Source organism: Pseudomonas sp. GL_093, from assembly GCF_057837605.1.
This window is the reverse complement of record NZ_CM174448.1, coordinates 1,222,626-1,240,446: the sequence shown is the minus strand read 5'-3', so window position 1 is coordinate 1,240,446 and position 17,821 is coordinate 1,222,626. Positions and strand designations below refer to the sequence as shown.

General features: G+C 59.6%; 14 protein-coding genes. 9 read left to right on the top strand and 5 right to left on the bottom strand.

What is annotated here, in order from left to right; translation table 11 throughout:
* Window positions 1-4: 4 nt before the first annotated feature.
* The 3 genes from AC3IUE_RS05480 to AC3IUE_RS05470 all read right to left on the bottom strand — a co-directional run bounded on the left by AC3IUE_RS05480 (window position 5) and on the right by AC3IUE_RS05470 (window position 4,368).
* Window positions 5-1,294: a hypothetical protein gene (locus AC3IUE_RS05480; protein WP_489266030.1), complete on the bottom strand. Its 1,290-nt coding sequence runs from the start codon at window positions 1,292-1,294 to the stop codon at window positions 5-7.
* On the bottom strand, window positions 1,263-3,788 hold the full coding sequence (locus AC3IUE_RS05475) for a CS1-pili formation C-terminal domain-containing protein (RefSeq protein WP_489266028.1): 2,526 nt from the start codon (window positions 3,786-3,788) through the stop codon (window positions 1,263-1,265). Before AC3IUE_RS05475 ends, AC3IUE_RS05480 begins: the two co-directional genes overlap by 32 nt.
* Before the next feature lie 85 nt (window positions 3,789-3,873).
* Entirely contained in the window at window positions 3,874-4,368 is a 495-nt protein-coding gene (locus AC3IUE_RS05470) for a CS1 type fimbrial major subunit (RefSeq protein ID WP_489266026.1), read from the bottom strand.
* Window positions 4,369-4,883: 515 nt separating this feature from the next.
* On the opposite strand from AC3IUE_RS05470, the gene AC3IUE_RS05465 reads away from it, so the two are divergent.
* Together AC3IUE_RS05465 and AC3IUE_RS05460 are read left to right on the top strand one after the other, a co-directional pair.
* On the top strand, window positions 4,884-5,465 hold the full coding sequence (locus AC3IUE_RS05465) for a PadR family transcriptional regulator (RefSeq protein WP_056743347.1): 582 nt from the start codon (window positions 4,884-4,886) through the stop codon (window positions 5,463-5,465).
* Entirely contained in the window at window positions 5,462-6,247 is a 786-nt protein-coding gene (locus AC3IUE_RS05460; RefSeq protein WP_489266024.1) for a siderophore-interacting protein, read from the top strand. Before AC3IUE_RS05465 ends, AC3IUE_RS05460 begins: the two co-directional genes overlap by 4 nt.
* A 128-nt stretch (window positions 6,248-6,375) precedes the next feature.
* Here AC3IUE_RS05460 and AC3IUE_RS05455 read toward each other — a convergent pair whose 3' ends face one another.
* Together AC3IUE_RS05455 and AC3IUE_RS05450 are read right to left on the bottom strand one after the other, a co-directional pair.
* On the bottom strand, window positions 6,376-7,029 hold the full coding sequence (locus tag AC3IUE_RS05455; RefSeq protein ID WP_489266022.1) for a Pr6Pr family membrane protein: 654 nt from the start codon (window positions 7,027-7,029) through the stop codon (window positions 6,376-6,378).
* A gap of 2 nt (window positions 7,030-7,031) precedes the next feature.
* Window positions 7,032-7,262, bottom strand: coding sequence for a VF530 family protein (locus AC3IUE_RS05450; protein WP_007944895.1), 231 nt, complete (start codon window positions 7,260-7,262; stop codon window positions 7,032-7,034).
* Window positions 7,263-7,626: 364 nt separating this feature from the next.
* Between AC3IUE_RS05450 and AC3IUE_RS05445 the strand changes: the two genes are divergently transcribed.
* From AC3IUE_RS05445 to cmoB, 7 genes are all read left to right on the top strand, one after another.
* A complete protein-coding gene (locus tag AC3IUE_RS05445; RefSeq protein WP_489266019.1) occupies window positions 7,627-9,009 on the top strand; it encodes a carbohydrate porin in 1,383 nt (460 codons plus the stop codon).
* Window positions 9,010-9,220: 211 nt separating this feature from the next.
* A complete protein-coding gene (locus tag AC3IUE_RS05440) occupies window positions 9,221-11,632 on the top strand; it encodes a glucose/quinate/shikimate family membrane-bound PQQ-dependent dehydrogenase (RefSeq protein WP_489266017.1) in 2,412 nt (803 codons plus the stop codon).
* A 586-nt stretch (window positions 11,633-12,218) separates the two neighbouring features.
* A complete protein-coding gene (lon, locus tag AC3IUE_RS05435; RefSeq protein ID WP_046054669.1) occupies window positions 12,219-14,636 on the top strand; it encodes an endopeptidase La in 2,418 nt (805 codons plus the stop codon).
* Window positions 14,637-14,827: 191 nt separating this feature from the next.
* A complete protein-coding gene (locus AC3IUE_RS05430) occupies window positions 14,828-15,220 on the top strand; it encodes a protease inhibitor I42 family protein (protein WP_415773400.1) in 393 nt (130 codons plus the stop codon).
* 2 nt (window positions 15,221-15,222) lie between these two features.
* Entirely contained in the window at window positions 15,223-15,858 is a 636-nt protein-coding gene (locus AC3IUE_RS05425) for a lysoplasmalogenase (protein WP_056743234.1), read from the top strand.
* Between the two features lie 153 nt (window positions 15,859-16,011).
* Window positions 16,012-16,791 carry a carboxy-S-adenosyl-L-methionine synthase CmoA gene (gene cmoA, locus AC3IUE_RS05420; protein ID WP_461997096.1) on the top strand — a complete coding sequence of 260 codons (780 nt, stop codon included), beginning with the start codon at window positions 16,012-16,014 and terminating at the stop codon, window positions 16,789-16,791.
* Window positions 16,788-17,744 (top strand): tRNA 5-methoxyuridine(34)/uridine 5-oxyacetic acid(34) synthase CmoB, encoded by a 957-nt coding sequence (gene cmoB, locus AC3IUE_RS05415; protein WP_489266014.1) that lies wholly within the window; start codon window positions 16,788-16,790, stop codon window positions 17,742-17,744. The genes cmoA and cmoB overlap by 4 nt, the downstream gene beginning before the upstream one ends.
* Window positions 17,745-17,821: the final 77 nt, after the last annotated feature.

Genomic DNA, 17,821 nt, shown 5'->3' with positions numbered 1-17,821 from the left:
ACGGTCAAACATCCGAGTCCCAGATAATGGTGATGTTGCCGCTGAACGTGTCGCTCATGCCGGGCCGCAGCAGAAAATCGATGGAGTCCTTGGGCATCTCGAAACGTAGCGAGCCGGCCTTGCGATTCACATAGATCCCGGGTTGAAAGACTGATGACCAGGTGTTGTAGGCAAGCGGATAAAGCTTGACCTGCTCCGGCCCGCCCGGCCCGGTGATTCCGTCGGGTAAGGTAAGGTAGGTTTCCACTTCGGTGGTATTGCCTTGGGGGCTGTACAGCTTGCAGCGGGGGCCGCCGGTCGAGTCGCATAGCATCGTGACTTTGAAACGCGACGACGCCGACAGATAAAACAGCTGGTCGCGGTAGATCTTGTTCGGTTTGCGACCGCTTTCAATCCAGCGTTGCCACCCGCCCTCGGGTTCCAGCGAAACTTTGTTGCCGCCCGCTGGCAGGTCAACCTTCAGGGTGTGTTGCACATCCAGATCGAAACTTAGGGTCAGGGTCGGGTCATCAGGCAGCATGATGTCGCCCATGTCGAAATCCATCTCTGGTCCGATAGTGTAAGTCCAACTGCCAAAATAATTACCGGAAGACATCTGCAGCGGGTTTGGCGTACGCAACTCATAGCCAATCTGCATCCGGTCATAGGTCACGGACTGAACTGGGTAATTGGCCCTCGCGGCACACACGCTGGATCCGGTGGTTAACCAAAAGAAGGTTCTACTGGCCGGTAACGTGTACATACCTCCTGTGTACTGACAAGGTTGAGGAGGTTGCCACGTCCAGTCGCCCCAAAGGCGTGTGTGCCAACCCTGAACAGTTGTGGGCTCGCCTGTACCGACCAGATTTTCCGCCGTATCAGGCAGGATATAGCGGCCACCGATCGAGACTATCCGGACTTCCAAATCAGCTCTTTCGAGTGTTTCTGAATGCTTGACACTCAGTCTTTGCCATTCACCGGGTACCCGAAACATCGGCCCCCTTCGTTGATCGGCATTCCCTGCCTCAAAGGGCGCAACAGATCGGAATCCGATGGGTATAAGCAAAGAAAACAGCTCTCTGTTTTTGCAAAACGCAGGTTGCATTTCGCAATGTCCACTTACAGTGGTTTCGTTAATAAACTTGTTTTGCAGTGGTTTTGACGGATCGGGTCGAAACACCGCACGAATGTCCATCGTTGCACTCACCGCTGATTCGGCCATCAGGCTTAATATCAAAAACCAAAAACTGCGGCTTCCACCTGTTTTCCCCCTTATCATCTTTTCAACCCGCCTTCTGTTTAATAAACGACGCATCAGCCAGGGTATCCGGCGTGCAGCGCAGATCACCAATCATCAACACATCGTTTTCACTGCGATGACGACTGGCATCAAGACGAAACTGGCACAGCAGCTGATTGCCCTGGCGCACTTCAAGCGTCGGCGAGCCGGCGTTCATTTCCATCGAGAAGAACCCATCGACTTCCGTCACTCCGCGGCTGGCGTGGTTGATCACGTGATGGCCCTTGAGCGGTCGCCCCTGGGCATCGACCAGCCGGCCTAGCACGGTCAGAGTTTTCATCACGCGGACCTTGCGGTACTCCACCCCGCCCTTGTTCAGGTGATAGCGGGTACGCGCCGGCTCGATGGTCGCCGCCGGCACATGGTTGCCCTCGAAATCGAAACTCACCGAACTGTTCTGGTACGCGGTGATCGGGATGAAGTTGCGCCCGGGTTTCAACGCCGCACCGCCGCCGCTGTAGTCGTCGGCGCGCAGGGTGATGTCATCGATGTCTGATTCCACGTCGACAATCATTCCCGCGCCACGCATTTCGTAATGGCTGGTCATGAGCATTTGCTCGCCGCCGACGACCAGGGTGCTGTCCAGGTTAAGACCGCCGGTGAAGTTGCCGTTGTACGACGAACGCTGGACGAAACCGTCGCCATTGACTGCGTCGGTACGAAAGTTGGCAAGGCTCGACACCCCCACACCGTAGGTGTCAGCGAGTGCAGTCATCGAGACGTTTTGCAGCACGTGATCGTTGAAATCCTGGCGCCAGCCGAGGGAAGCATTGTTGTCGCGGCTGCCGTCACGGGCCGTGCGCGAACCGATGCTGCCGGTGATCTGCTGGCCGGGCGCGCCCAAGGCAAGGTTAAGGCTCAGGTCGATCCCGCGGTTGCGAGCGTCGCCACTGCTGAAACTGCCGGGGCGATCAAATAACGACAGACGCCAACTCGCATCGCTGCCGAACAACGTAGCGCGCTGGGTCCAACCCAGATCCATACCGATGCCATCGACGTTGCCCTCACTGTGGGACACCCGTCCGCTGATCGAACTTTTACTGCTGACCCGATGGTTGATCGCCAGGGATGAATTGCTGGTTTCGCCAGTGAACACGTTGCGTTGGCGCACCCGTGTACCGTCCGGCAGGGTTTCATACAGGTCCGTGGTGTCCAGCCAACTGCGGTTGTGGCTGATGACCAGGCTACCGGAGCCATAGTTGTAAAGACTTTGCAGATCGAGACCGGTGCCATGATCCTGGGTCTGATACACGTTGGCGTACAGGCTGATGTGATTGGCCAGGGTCCAGTCGATGGAACTGCCATATTGCAGTTTTTCGCGAATCTGCCGCGCCGATAGCCCGAGAATGACTCGTGGGTGCATCAGGTAATTGATCGAGGCCCCAGCCGTCGGACTGCCGCTGGACTGCTGGTCCCAGTTACTGAGCAGTTTGCTTTCTTCACCGGCAAACAGGTTGTAGCGCCAGCGCTCGTCGAGGTTTCGCCAGTTGCTGGGCTTGTACACCAACTCCTGGGTGGTTGAGGTGATTTGACCGTCTTCGATCAGGCGCACTTCCACTTCGTAAATCCCGCCCGGTAGCGGCCGGGTGTCGAGGGTCTGCAAACCGGCGGGTACCGACTGGGTGTTGATCAACAGACCATCGCGATAGATCTCCACCGAGCCTTGGCGATTGGCCGTGACGTAGATCGGATAAACGCTGGGCATCGGGCTATTGATCGCCAGGCTGTCGGAGCTGCCGACCATGACGCCGACAGCGGTATCGGGGCTGGTGCCAAACGTTCGAGGTTGGCGGGTCAGCCCTTCGGAATTGGGGGTGAAATAGCCCAGGCGCAGGAAGCTGCCTTGCAGTTCGCGCTGGGTGTAAAGCTCATGGATCGCGTGATAAAGCTTGTCATCGGGACCGCCGAGGCGGGCCAGTTGCATGTTGAACGTCTGGCTCCAGTTGCCCAGGCTCGCGCTGGCTTCAAGGCCATAGCGCCCGCCCAGATCCTGATCCTGGCCGCCATTGAGGTTGAGCTGGTTGCGCACCATCAGGCCACTACTGCCGCCATCCGGCTGCTCGTAATAACGCTTGGCCTCCAGATCGCGCTCGACGTTTTCGGTGAGGATCGAAACCAACGAACTTTCCAGGTTGTAGTGCACGGCCAGCACCTGATCCGGGCATGATCCCGTGCAATTGCCCAGCGGCACACCCGGCTTGAGATAACTTGCCCATTTTTCCCGTTCAGCGGGGCCGAAACGGTTTTCGCTGGTGTCGGTAAATTCGAGCAGGGTGACGCGATCATCGCGAGACAACACCACCATGGCCTCTCCCAGAGGCTGTTGATCGAGTTCTACCCGGACAGCCAGAGGCACATCAAAAAAATGCTCCTCAAAATCCGCCGGCAAACCTTTGGCCTGCGCCAGGAGACTTCGCGGTGTCGTACCGGCGGAAGAAACGGGAGCCGCCGCTGCACTGGCGCAAAACAACAACGCAAGCGCAGCCGCGATGGGGGTCATCGGGAACATGAACTCTTACTCTGATTACGATCGAGTTGAAGTCCGACGGGACAAACAATGCTGTTTGCCCTGTCGGTTTGCGCGACTTTGAAAGTTAGCGCGAGCCGCCCACGGGAGGGACAGCGTCGAAGGTCATTGCCACGACACCGGTGTAGTCGCCCGGCTCGAAGGTTGTACCTACCGCACTGATTTTCAGCGGTGCGCGGAAGTTCACGTCAGACTCGGCTTCACCTACAACCATTTGCGGGGTCAAGTTGAGTTCCCTGTTATTGAGTTCCACTTTCAAAACAATGGAATTGGCACCAGAGATCAGTTTTGGCGCGGCGTCCAGGCTGGCGTGAACCGAACCGCTGTTGTTACGCACTTCGAAGAACCCGTTCACTTCTCCCATTTTGCCGGTGGTAGGCTGGTAGCTCATATCCTGATCCTTGTTGACGAGGTCAGGATTGGTAGGTACCACGTAGAAACCGTTAGTCGGCACGTGGGCGACAATGCTGATGGAGTGAGCAGCTTCACCTGCGGCAAATGCGCCGGAGGAACCCAGCGCCAAAAAAGCCAATGGGGCAGCGATTGCGATTTTCTTGAACATTGTTAAGTACCTGTTTTCTTTATGGAATCGATTCATTGAAAGTTAAAAAATGCTTACCCGTAACAGGTCGCTTTATTTGAACCTCCAACGCCGAAACATCTTCGACTTCTTGTTCCGGAAAGTAAGCAGGCAACTTCCCATGAGCGCGTAGTTAAACAACCTCATAACCAGAAGGAAAAATAAACAAAAAACTCAAACACCAAACAGTGACTGTAAGTTACAGCCTACATACAGTTTTACTAAAAAAACCATACAGCGGCTTCGCCTAGACAACAGTGGTCTTGCAGGATTTTTAGAACATAAGCTCAACTATTATTAGAGCAATAGCTTTAACTATTAAACAATTCCTGTATCGGCGACAAAATCAGCTTATGTACGGTGATATTTCCTGGTGAATTTCATCATTGACCGCGCCAACCGCCCGTCGGCACCGAACAGCCCCTTGCAAAAAACGTCTTGCTCTGCGATTAAGATATATCTTAAGTTGTATCTAAATACGACGAGAGAGAAGGAAAATGAGAGACCATCATTCCCCCCACCGCGAACACAGCGACGGCCGCGACGGCTTCGAGAAACGCCCTGGCCCCGGTCGCGAACGCGGTGGACGCGGACCACGGGTGTTCGCCCCCGGCGACCTGAAACTGCTGCTGCTGGCGCTGATCGCCGAGCAGCCTTGCCACGGCTATGACCTGATCCGCCAGATCGAAAGCATGTTCGACGGCGCGTACAGCCCCAGCCCCGGTGTGATTTACCCGACCCTGACCTTCCTTGAAGAAAGCGAGATGATCCTGGGCGACGCCGAGGGCGGCAAAAAACGCTACACCATCACCGATGCCGGACGTCTGTCGTTAAGCGATCAGGCGATCGCACTGGACGGCGTGCGGATGCGCATCGAGGTCAGCAAGCGCTCATTGCGCGGCCATGACCGCCCCGCCGAGATTCACGAAGCGGTGCACAACTTGCGTCATGCCTTGCAGATGCATCACGGCCGCTGGAGCCCGGAAGAAATCCTGCGGGTACGCGACCTGCTCAACAACACCGCCAAAGCCATCGTCGATGGCCCTGTCGTTCAACCCGTTCAGGAGCAAGCCGAATGACTGAAGTGATCGTGCAAACCATTCACCGTGTCAGCCATGAGATCAAACGCCGTCGCCTGGAAGTGTTGCGGGTGGTCGACCTGACGCCGCGCATGCGCCGCATCACGCTGGGCGGACCGGAACTGGCCGGCTTCGTCAGCCTCGGCACGGACGACCACGTCAAACTGTTGTTCCCACAAAACGCAGCGGAACAAGCCGCCCTGGAAACCCTGGTGCTCGGTGCCGGCAAAGACAACGGGCCGATGCCGGCGATGCGCGACTACACGCCGCGCCGCTACGACCTCGACACGCTGGAACTGGACATCGACTTCGTGCTGCACGGCGATGGCCCTGCCGCGACCTGGGCCGAACAGGCCAAACCCGGCCAGTTTCTGCACATCGGCGGGCCACGGGGCTCGATGGTCGTGCCGGACATCTTCGACAGTTACCTGCTGATCGGTGACGAAACCGCCCTGCCCGCAATCGCTCGGCGGCTGGAAGGCCTGGCGGCCAATCGCCGGGCATTGGTGATTGTGGAAGTGGAGAACGGCGCCGAACAGCAACGACTGGAAAGCGCCGCACAGGTCAACGTGATCTGGGTATTGCGCGAGGGTGGCAAGGACAACCTGCTGAAGACGGTGAAGCAGCTGCAAGTGCCCAGCGGCAATCTATACGCCTGGGTGGCGACCGAGAGCAAAGTATCGCGGCAGATACGCCGGGTGTTGCTGGATGAGCACGCGCTTAGCGAGCAGTCCGTCAAAGCCGTCGGCTACTGGCGGCTGGATGACAGCGACGAGGAGTAACAGCCTCGACGAAAATCCCCTGTGGGAGCGAGCTTGCTCGCGATAGCGGCGGGTCAGTCAACATCAATGTTGAATGTGATGACGCTATCGCGAGCAAGCTCGCTCCCACATTGGATCGGTGGTGTTCGCTAGTTCGGCTTTCGCCACCGATCCAATGCCACGATCACCAACGCAATCCCCACAAACCCCACCAACAACCCGCCAGCATTCACGAACACCTGTGGATAACCCAGCTTCTCGACATCAATAAACGGATAGGGATAAACCGCCAGCAGACGCCCGCGCCACAACGAATACGCGAAGTACACCACTGGATAGATCACCCACGCAGCGATATGCCGCAGTCTTAACGTGCCTTTCGGCACACAGCACCACCAATAAGCCAGAAACAGCAGTGGCATGACGTCATGCATCAGCTCATCGGCCAGCCATTGCCAGCCTTGCGGATGCCATAAATGGCGCAACAACACGTTGTACCCCAGGCCGACCACGGCGATGCTCACGGCAATGCCGCTACTCACCCACGGCTGCAAAAACCAGCGGCGCGCCGCCGACTCGCGGGACGTCAGCTCACACGTCAGCACAGTCGCCACCAGCGTATTGCTCAACACGGTGAAATAGCTGAAGAAGCTGACCAGCCCACCGAGCAGGCTGGCCGCCAGTGTCCAGCGTGAGTAGAGAATCAGGTACAGCTGAATGCTCAGTCCCGCCCAGCCAAGCACCGCAGCCACGGCGACAACACGACGCCTCGCGGCAGAACCTGGCGTCGGAGGATTGACCATGCTCAGACCGGTCGCTTGGTGCGCATCAACTTCACGTACAAGCGTTCGACCTTCTCCCGTGCCCACGGGGTTTTACGCAGGAATGTCAGGCTCGACTTGATGCTCGGGTCACTCTTGAAGCAGCGGATATCGATGCGCTCGGCCAGCCCCGACCATTCGTAGTGTTCAACCAGCGCGTTGAGGATTTGCTCCAGCGTCACGCCGTGCAGCGGGTTGTTGTTCTGTTCGGTCATGCCGGGCCTTCGAGCGGTGAAAGAATGGGAAGCCGCGCACCTTAGCCGAGGGCTTCGTTGGGGGGAAGCGATCTGTGTGCGGTCAGTTAAATGTAGGTGAAACGCAAAAGATCGCAGCCTCGTTTCACTCGACAGCTCCTACATTGGAATGCGTTCACCTGTAGCAGCTGTCGAGTGAAACGAGGCTGCGATCTTTTCCCACTGACTGTTACCAAATCCGAAACGCTCCATGTCAGCAAAAGCGCTTTCTCTATTTGTAACAGGTCATTATCCTTGCGCCCGTCAAGCTGAAACGGTTCCGCTGCCCGCGACATACTGCCGCTTCAGTTCACTTCCCAGAAAAAGACCCAGAATTACTTCCCCTATGCCTTATCTTCAAACTCCGCGAGACAGCGCTGTCTGCACCGCTATTGCTGGTCGAAAAGCCCTGAACCTGATCGGCGGATTCACCGCGCTGGGCCTCGCCACTTGCACCCAGGCGGCTCCGGTCTTCGATAGCGAGTCGCCGTGGATGCTCGGCGACTGGAACGGCACGCGCACCGAACTTTCGGAAAAAGGCTACGACTTCAAAGTCGATTACACCGGCGAAATGGGCAGCAATCTGCACGGCGGTTACGACCATGACCGCACCGCTCGCTACAGCGACCAGTTCGGCCTCGGCACCCACATGGACTTGCAGAAGATTCTGGGCTGGGACGATGCCGAGTTTCAGCTGACCATCACCGAGCGCAACGGCAACAACATCAGCAACGACCGCATCAACGATCCGCGCGTGGGCGGGTTCACCTCGGCTCAGGAAGTCTGGGGCCGCGGGCAAACCTGGCGCCTGACGCAGATGTGGTATCAGCAGAAATTCTTCGATCAAAAGCTCGACATCAAAGTCGGCCGTTTCGGCGAAGGCGAAGACTTCAACAGCTTCCCCTGCGACTTCCAGAACCTGGCGTTCTGCGGCTCGCAGGTCGGCAACTGGGTCGGTGGCATCTGGTACAACTGGCCGGTCAGCCAATGGGCGATGCGGGTCAAATATCACCTGACGCCGGAGCTGTACGCGCAGGTCGGCGCCTACGAGCAAAACCCGTCGAACCTTGATCGCGACAATGGCTTCAAGCTCAGCGGCAGCGGCACCCAGGGCGCGATCCTGCCGGTGGAACTGGTCTGGTCGCCGAAGCTCAACGGCCTGCCGGGGGAATACCGCGCCGGTTATTACTACAGCAGTGCCAACGCCACCGACGCTTACAAGGACAGCAACGGTCAGCCGGCAGCCTTGAGTGGCGAGGCTTACCGCAGCGCGTCGAGCAAACACGGCGTGTGGCTGGGTGTGCAGCAGCAGATCACCCGCCGCGCCAGCGACAACTCCCGCGGCCTGAGCGTGTTCGCCAACGGCACGATGCACGACAAGAAGACCAACGCCATCGACAACTATGTCCAGGCGGGCGTCGTCTACAAAGGCTTGTTCGATGCACGCGCCAAGGACGACATCGGTTTCGCCCTGGCCCGCGTCCACGTCAACCCGGCCTATCGCAAGAACGCCGAGGCGACCAACCAGGCCCGCGCGGTCTTCGACTACGACAACCCGTCCTTCCTGCCACCGCAGGACACCGAATACAGCGCCGAACTCTATTACGGCGTGCACGTCACGAACTGGCTGACCGTACGCCCGAACCTGCAATACATCCGCCACCCCGGTGGCGTGGACAAGGTCGATGACGCGCTGATTGGCGGGATCAAGATCCAGTCATCGTTCTAAGACTCACAAAAAACCTGTGGGAGCGAGCTTGCTCGCGATAGCGGTATGTCAGTCGACATCAATGCTGAATGTTAAGCCGCCATCGCGAGCAGGCTCGCTCCCACAAGGACCGCATCAACTAAACAGTTTTTCTATGAACCCTGCCCGCACCGGATCGTCATCTACAGTGAACTTGCGCGGGACAACTTAAAACGTCACGGAGAACCACACTATGAGCACTGATGGTGCTTTGAGTCGAAGCCGTCTGCTGCCGAGCCTGCTCGGTATCCTGCTTCTGCTAATGGGCCTGGCCATGCTGGCCGGGGGGATCAAGCTGAGCATGCTCGGCGGCTCGCTGTATTACCTGCTGGCCGGTATCGGCCTGGCGCTGACCGGCGTGCTGTTGATTGCCGCTCGCCGCTCTGCGCTGGGCCTGTACGCTGCGGTGCTGTTCGCCAGCACCGTCTGGGCCCTGTGGGAAGTCGGCCTCGATTGGTGGCAACTGGTGCCGCGTCTGGCGATGTTGTTTGCCATCGGCATCGTCATGTTGCTGCCGTGGGTCCGCCGCCCGCTGCATCGCGGTGAGTTCAATCCGGTCGGCACGGGTGCGCTCAGCGCTGCCGTGGCGATTGCCGGTGTTGCCGCGCTCGCCAGTCAGTTCACCAACCCCGGTGAAATCAAAGGCCAACTGGACCGCGACAGCGTGCCGGGCATGACCAACACCGCCCCGGCCATGCCCGACGGTGACTGGAACTCCTACGGCCGCAGCGCCCATGGCGATCGTTACTCGCCACTGGCGCAGATCACGCCGCAGAACGCGAACAAGCTCGTTCCGGCCTGGACCTTCCGCACCGGCGACCTGCCAGGGCCGAACGACCCGGGCGAAACCACCGCCGAAAACACCCCGCTGAAAGTCAACGGCATGCTCTACGTCTGCACGCCACACAGCCAGGTGATCGCGCTGGACCCGGACACCGGCAAGGAAATCTGGCGTTTCGATCCGAAGCTCTCCACGCAAAACGCGGCGAACTTCAAGGGTTGGGCGCACATGACCTGCCGTGGCGTGTCGTATCACGATGACGCCGCTTACGCTTCCGAGCAAAGCCCGACCGGCACTGCCAGCCCTGCGCCGGTCAGCAGCGTCTGCCCACGCCGGATCTTCCTGCCGACTGCCGACACCCGTCTGATCGCCCTCGACGCCGACACCGGCAAGATGTGCGAAGACTTCGGCGACAAGGGCCAGGTTGATCTGCGCGCCAACATCGGCAGCTTCACGGCCGGCGGCTACTACTCCACCTCACCTCCAGCGGTCACTAAAGACCTGGTGGTGATTGGCGGCCACGTCACCGACAACGTCTCCACCGACGAGCCTAGCGGCGTGATCCGCGCGTTCGACGTGCACACCGGCAAACTGGTGTGGAACTGGGACAGCGGCAACCCGGACGACACCACGCCGATTGCCGAAGGCAAGGTCTACACCCGCAACTCGCCGAACATGTGGTCCATGTTCGCCGTCGACGAAAAACTCGGCATGCTCTACCTGCCGATGGGCAACCAGACCCCGGACCAGTTCGGTGGCGCGCGTACCCCTGAGTCGGAACTGCACTCTGCCGGCCTGACCGCCCTCGACATCGCCACCGGCAAGGTGCGCTGGCACTTCCAGTTCACCCACCACGACCTGTGGGACATGGACGTCGGCGGCCAGCCAACCCTGATGGACCTGAAAACCGCTGACGGCGTGAAGCCAGCGGTACTCGCGTCCACCAAGCAAGGCAGCATCTACGTGCTGGACCGCAGCACCGGCAAGGCCATCGTGCCGATCAACGAAGTGCCGGTGCCACAAGGCGCTGTCGCCGGTGATCACACCTCGCCGACCCAACCGAAATCCGACCTCAACCTGATGCCGCCGCCGCTGAAAGAGCGCGACATGTGGGGCGTCACACCGTTCGACCAACTGATCTGCCGGATCGACTTCAAATCCCTGCGCTACGACGGCCCGTTCACGCCGCCATCGCTGCAAGGTTCGATCGTGTATCCAGGCAACTTCGGCGTGTTCGACTGGGGCGGTATCTCGGTTGACCCGGTGCGTCAGATCGCTTTCATGAACCCGGACTACATGGCGTTCAAATCGAAACTGATCCCGGCCGCCGAAATCGCTGCCCAAGGCCCGCGTAAAAGCGAAACCGAAGGCGTGCAGCCAAACAAAGGCGCGCCCTACGGCGTCGTCCTCGAACCCCTGCTCTCGCCAATGGGCCTACCATGCCAGGCACCGGCCTGGGGTTACGTGACAGCGGTCGACCTGACCACCAGCAAAATCATCTGGAAACACAAGAACGGCACCGTGCGTGACAGCTCACCGGTTCCGATCCCACTGAGCATGGGCGTGCCTAGCCTGGGCGGCACGTTCACCACCGCCGGTGGCGTCGCCTTCCTGAGTGGCACCCTCGACCAGTACCTGCGCGCCTACGACGTGAAAAACGGCAAGCAGCTGTGGGAAGGCCGCCTGCCAGCCGGCGCGCAAACCACGCCGATGACCTACACCGGCAAGGACGGCAAGCAATACGTGCTTGTTGTTGCAGGCGGTCACGGGTCGCTGGGCACCAAGCAGGGTGACTATGTGATTGCGTACAAACTGTCCGAATAAGTTATAGCGGCGGTTAAAGGAAAGGCGACTCCTGCGAAGGGGTCGCCTTTTTTGTGGCCGCTGTCCCGTCGCACCGCACATCCCCTGTGGGAGCGGGTAAGCCTTTCGCCCCTCACCACTCAACAGGTCGAGCGTTAGCTCGCCTGCAGCTTGTGATCTTGATCCACCCGCCCCCTCGGGAGGCTGAGTGGAGGTGTGCATCCGGGGAGTGGCGCGCAGCGCCGTTCGACGCAGTCGAACACGCTGCATGTAGGTCGTCGCGAAGCAGACCGGAGGGCAGTGTCCCCGGATGGATACCGGAACGAAGGAACGCCGAGCCTAAGCGAGGGGCCGGACGCTCGGGGCGAGACCTTTGCTTCCTTTGGGGCGTTTGCCAAAGGGAGTCGCCGTAAGGGCGAAACCCTAAGCCGCCGTTACCGCAGCAACGGATATACACCCGGTCAACCACCAACATGGTCGGCCCAAAGGCCGCCAAGTCAAACGCACCTGTCAAAACCCTGAACACACACCCAGAAATATCCCGCCCCATTGAAACCACCCCCCACCCGCCCCATCTAACACCCATACCCAATTGCGCAGGTGCCCCATGAGCGACCAGCAAGAATTCCCCGAAGACCCGAGCGAATACGCCGACCCAGAGAACGCCGAACACCACTCCACCGGCAAAGGCCTCGCCCTGCCAGGCCAGAACCTGCCGGACAAGGTCTACATCATCCCGATCCACAACCGCCCGTTCTTCCCGGCCCAAGTACTGCCGGTCATCGTCAACGAAGAACCATGGGCCGAAACCCTCGACCTGGTGAGCAAATCCGATCACCACTCCCTGGCCCTGTTCTACATGGACACGCCCCAGGAAGATCCGCGCCATTTCGACACCTCCGCCCTGCCGCTCTACGGCACCCTGGTCAAGGTGCACCACGCCAGTCGCGAAAACGGCAAACTGCAATTCGTCGCCCAAGGCCTGACTCGCGTGCGCATCCGCACCTGGCTCAAACACCATCGCCCGCCATATCTTGTCGAAGTCGAATACCCGCACCAGCCCACCGAGCCGACCGACGAGGTCAAGGCCTACGGCATGGCGCTGATCAACGCGATCAAGGAACTGCTGCCGCTCAACCCGCTGTACAGCGAAGAGCTGAAGAACTACCTCAACCGCTTCAGTCCCAACGATCCGTCGCCGCTGACCGATTTCGCCGCGGCACTGACCTCGGCCACCGGCAGTGAACTGCAGGAAGTGCTCGACTGCGTACCCATGCTCAAACGCATGGAAAAAGTCCTGCCGATGCTGCGCAAGGAAGTCGAAGTCGCACGCCTGCAAAAAGAGATTTCCGCCGAAGTTAACCGCAAAATTGGCGAACATCAGCGCGAGTTCTTCCTCAAGGAACAGCTCAAGGTCATCCAGCAAGAGCTGGGCCTGACCAAGGACGACCGCAGCGCCGACATCGAACAGTTCGAGCAACGACTGGAAGGCAAGGTTCTGCCCGCTCAGGCGCAAAAACGCGTCGAAGAGGAAATGAACAAACTGTCGATCCTCGAGACCGGTTCGCCGGAGTACGCGGTCACCCGCAACTACCTCGACTGGGCGACCTCGGTGCCGTGGGGCGTGTACGGCGAGGACAAACTTGACCTCAAGCACGCACGCAAGGTGTTGGACAAACACCATGCCGGCCTCGACGACATCAAGGACCGCATCCTCGAGTTCCTCGCGGTCGGTGCTTACAAAGGCGAGATCAGCGGCTCCATCGTGCTACTGGTCGGCCCGCCGGGCGTGGGTAAAACCAGTGTCGGCAAATCCATCGCCGAATCCCTCGGTCGGCCGTTCTACCGCTTCAGCCTCGGCGGCATGCGCGACGAAGCCGAGATCAAGGGCCATCGCCGCACCTACATCGGCGCGCAGCCGGGCAAACTCGTCCATGCGTTGAAAGATGTCGAAGTGATGAACCCGGTGATCATGCTCGACGAGATCGACAAGATGGGCCAGAGCTACCAGGGCGACCCGGCCTCGGCGCTGCTGGAAACCCTCGACCCGGAACAGAACGTCGAATTCCTCGACCACTACCTGGACTTGCGCCTGGACCTGTCGAAAGTGCTGTTCATCTGCACCGCCAACACCCTGGACTCGATCCCCGGCCCGTTGCTGGACCGGATGGAAGTGATTCGCCTGTCGGGTTACATCACCGAAGAAAAAATCGCCATCGCCAAGCGTCACCTGTGGCCCAAGCAACTGGAAAAGGCCGGCGTGTCCAAAGGCAGCCTGAGTATCAGCGACAGCGCCCTCAAAGCGTTGATCGACGGATACGCCCGTGAGGCCGGCGTGCGGCAGTTGGAAAAACAACTGGGAAAACTGGTGCGCAAAGCCGTTGTGAAACTGATCGACGAGCCGAAAGCGGTGATAAAGCTCGGCCCGAAAGACCTCGAAGCCTCACTCGGTCATCCAGTCTTCCGCAACGAGCAAGTGCTGTCCGGTACTGGTGTCATCACCGGGCTGGCCTGGACCAGCATGGGCGGCGCGACTTTGCCGATCGAAGCCACGCGCATTCACACCTTGAACCGTGGCTTCAAACTCACCGGGCAATTGGGCGATGTAATGAAGGAGTCGGCGGAAATCGCCTACAGCTACGTCAGTTCCAACCTGAAGTCGTTCGGCGGTGATCCGAAGTTCTTCGACGAGGCTTTCGTCCACCTGCACGTCCCGGAAGGCGCCACCCCGAAAGACGGCCCGAGTGCCGGCGTGACCATGGCCAGCGCCCTGCTCTCACTCGCCCGAAACCAGGCGCCGAAAAAAGGCATCGCCATGACCGGCGAACTGACGCTGACCGGGCATGTACTGCCGATTGGCGGGGTGCGCGAGAAGGTGATCGCGGCGCGGCGGCAGAAGATCTTCGAGTTGATCCTGCCGGAGCCTAATCGCGGTAGCTTTGAAGAACTGCCGGATTATCTGAAGGAAGGGATTACCGTGCACTTTGCCAAGCGCTTTGCGGATGTGGCGAAGATATTGTTCTGATATTCATGTAGTGCCCGCACCATCGCTTTCGCGAGCAGGCTCGCTCCCACAGGGTTATCGCAATCCATTGTGGGAGCGAGCCTGCTCGCGAAGGCGTCGGCACTGACGGCGCAAATCCCCAGCGCCGTCACACTTTGTCTCATCTTCAGTTATGCTCGCCGTTCGTCGTGAATGCCGGAGCCACTGACCTTATGTCCCCCACTCGCCTGTTTGTCCCCCTCGCCCTCTCCTTGCTGGCCGCGTGCGCCACGCAACCGAAACAGAACGTGACCGTGGAAAAACAAAGCGAATGCCCGGTAAAACTGCACAGCGGGCAAAACCTGATCCTGACCCTGCCGAGCAACCCGACCACGGGTTATCGCTGGGCGATCCAGGATTCGGCCGGTGGCGTATTGCGCGCACTCAGCCCCGAGGTTTACAGCAACCCGGAAGACGCGGGGATCGTCGGCAGCGCCGGCCTCTCAACCTGGCGCTTCCAGTCCTTCACCGCTGGCACGGGCCGTTTGCGCCTGACCTACTCACAGCCATGGGCACCGGAAGTACCGGCCGTGGAAACCTTCGACTGCGCGATCTCGGTTAACTGATCGTGGGCTGGCTGATTCTGGCGCTGATGGGCGCGGTGACGTTCCTCTACGGCGTCAGCGTGCATGCGGCGTTGCTTTGCCTGCTGGTCAAGCCATTGCCGGTTTTGGCCTTGCTCGGCTGGCTGCATGACGCACCGCCCAGCGAATACCGTCGCTGGATCAGCCTTGGACTGATTTTCTCCCTGCTCGGTGATGTGTTGCTGGCATGGCCCGGGGATTTGTTTGTGTTCGGTCTCGGGGCGTTTTTGATCGCTCACTTGGCCTATCTGAAAGCCTACTTGAGTGATTGCCGGCGACTGGCACTGTTACCGCTGATCATCGCTTTGGGCGTCGGCGCGGTGTTGTTGGGGATCTTGATTTCCAATGGGCTGGGTCCACTGCTCATCCCGGTGATCGTCTACGGTCTGGCCATCAGCGCCATGCTTTGGCGGGCGCTGGCTCGACTCGGCACTGACGTGCCCAAACGCTCGGCGCTGCTGGCGGCCGCAGGTGCGGTGGCGTTTGTGTTTTCGGACAGCGTGATTGGCATCAATCGATTCGTCGCGCCGTTTCATGCCGCACCTTACGTCATCATCCTCAGCTACTGGCTGGGGCAATGGGGGATTGCGGCGTCGGCGTTCGGCCCGAAACCGCGCTGACCCCATCGCGAGCAAGCTCGCTCCCACAGGTTTATCACGGTCCCTGTGGGAGCGAGCTTGCTCGCGATAGCGGCATCACTGAAGACACGGACCTCAGAGCCTGTCCGGCGCTTTATCAGACAACCCGCGCATCCCCCCGTCAATTTGGCTAAAATGCCGGCCTTTTCCACCAACGCCGCTGGAACCGCCGTGAGCAAAGAACCCGATCGCCTTTTCGCCCAGCCTTTGGCCCAGGTGCCTGACTTCGCCTTTAACGAGGACGTGGTGCGGGTATTCCCGGACATGATCAAGCGCTCAGTGCCGGGTTATCCGACCATCGTTGAAAACCTCGGCGTGCTCGCTGCGCAGTTCGCCCAGCCCAACAGCGTGCTCTACGACCTGGGTTCGTCGCTCGGTGCCGTGACCCAGGCCTTGCGCCGTCACGTACGCACCGACGGCTGCCGCGTCATCGCTGTGGATAACTCGGCGGCGATGGTTGAACGCTGCCGTGAATACCTCAACGGTCAGGACTCGATGTTCCAGGAGCTACTGCCGGTCGAAGTGATCGAAGGCGACATCCTGGCCCTGGAATTCCAGCCGGCCTCGGTGGTGGCGCTGAACTTCACCCTGCAATTCATCGCCCCGGAACAGCGCACGGCGTTGCTCTCGCGTATCCGCCAATCGCTGTTGCCCGGTGGCGCGCTGATTCTGTCGGAGAAGCTGCGCTTCAATGATCCGGACGAACACGCGCTGCTCACTGACCTCCACGTCGCGTTCAAACGCGCCAACGGCTACAGCGAACTCGAGATCGCCCAAAAGCGCAGCGCCATCGAAAACGTCATGAAGCCCGACAGCCTCGAAGAACACCGTGAGCGCCTGTTGGCCGCCGGGTTCTCGAAAGTCGTGCCGTGGTTCCAGTGTCTTAACTTTGCCTCGTTGATTGCCTTGCCATGATTGATCTGTCCCCCCTCGCCCGCCGCTTGGCTGGCACACCGCTGGCCGACTGGGCCAACACGCTGCAAGCGCAACTCGACAAAAAAATGGAAAAAGGTCATGGCGATCTGGAGCGCTGGCAGAGTGCGCTGGACGCTTTGCCAAAGATTCAGCCGAGCGAAGTTGATTTGCTCAACGGTCTGACGCTGGACACCGATTGCGATGACGAAACCCGTGCGCAAATGCGCACCGCGCTGATGGGTTTGTCGCCATGGCGTAAAGGGCCATTCGATCTGTTTGGTGTGCACGTCGATACTGAATGGCGTTCGGACTGGAAATGGTCGCGGGTCGCACCGCATCTGGATCTGACGGGCAAACGCATCCTCGATGTCGGTTGCGGCAATGGCTATTACATGTGGCGCATGCTCGGCGCGGGTGCCGACAGCGTGATCGGTGTCGATCCGAACTGGCTGTTCTTCTGCCAGTTCCAGGCAGTGCAGCGTTACTTGTCCGAGCCCAATGCCTGGCACCTACCGTTCCCTTTCGAAGACCTGCCGCCGAACATGGAAGGCTTCGACACCGTGTTTTCCATGGGCGTGTTCTATCACCGTCGCTCGCCGATCGAGCATTTGCTGGCGCTGAAGGATTGCTTGGTCAAGGGTGGCGAATTGGTGCTGGAGACCCTGGTGATCGAGGGCGATCAGCAGCAGGTGTTGGTACCGGAAGACCGTTATGCGCAGATGCGTAACGTGTGGTTCCTGCCGTCGGTGCCGGCGCTGGAACTGTGGCTGCGCCGGGCAGGGTTCACGGATGTTCGCTGTGTGGACGTGAGCGTGACGACGGTCGAGGAACAGCGCGGGACGGAGTGGATGAAGTATCAGTCGCTGAGCGATTTCCTTGATCCGGAAGATCACAACAAGACAGTGGAAGGTTTGCCAGCGCCGATGCGTGCCGTGATCGTCGCTCGCAAGTAAAACCCGATTTTCCAGACACCAGAAAAACCTGTGGGAGCGAGCTTGCTCGCGATGAGGGCCTGTCAGACAACGATATT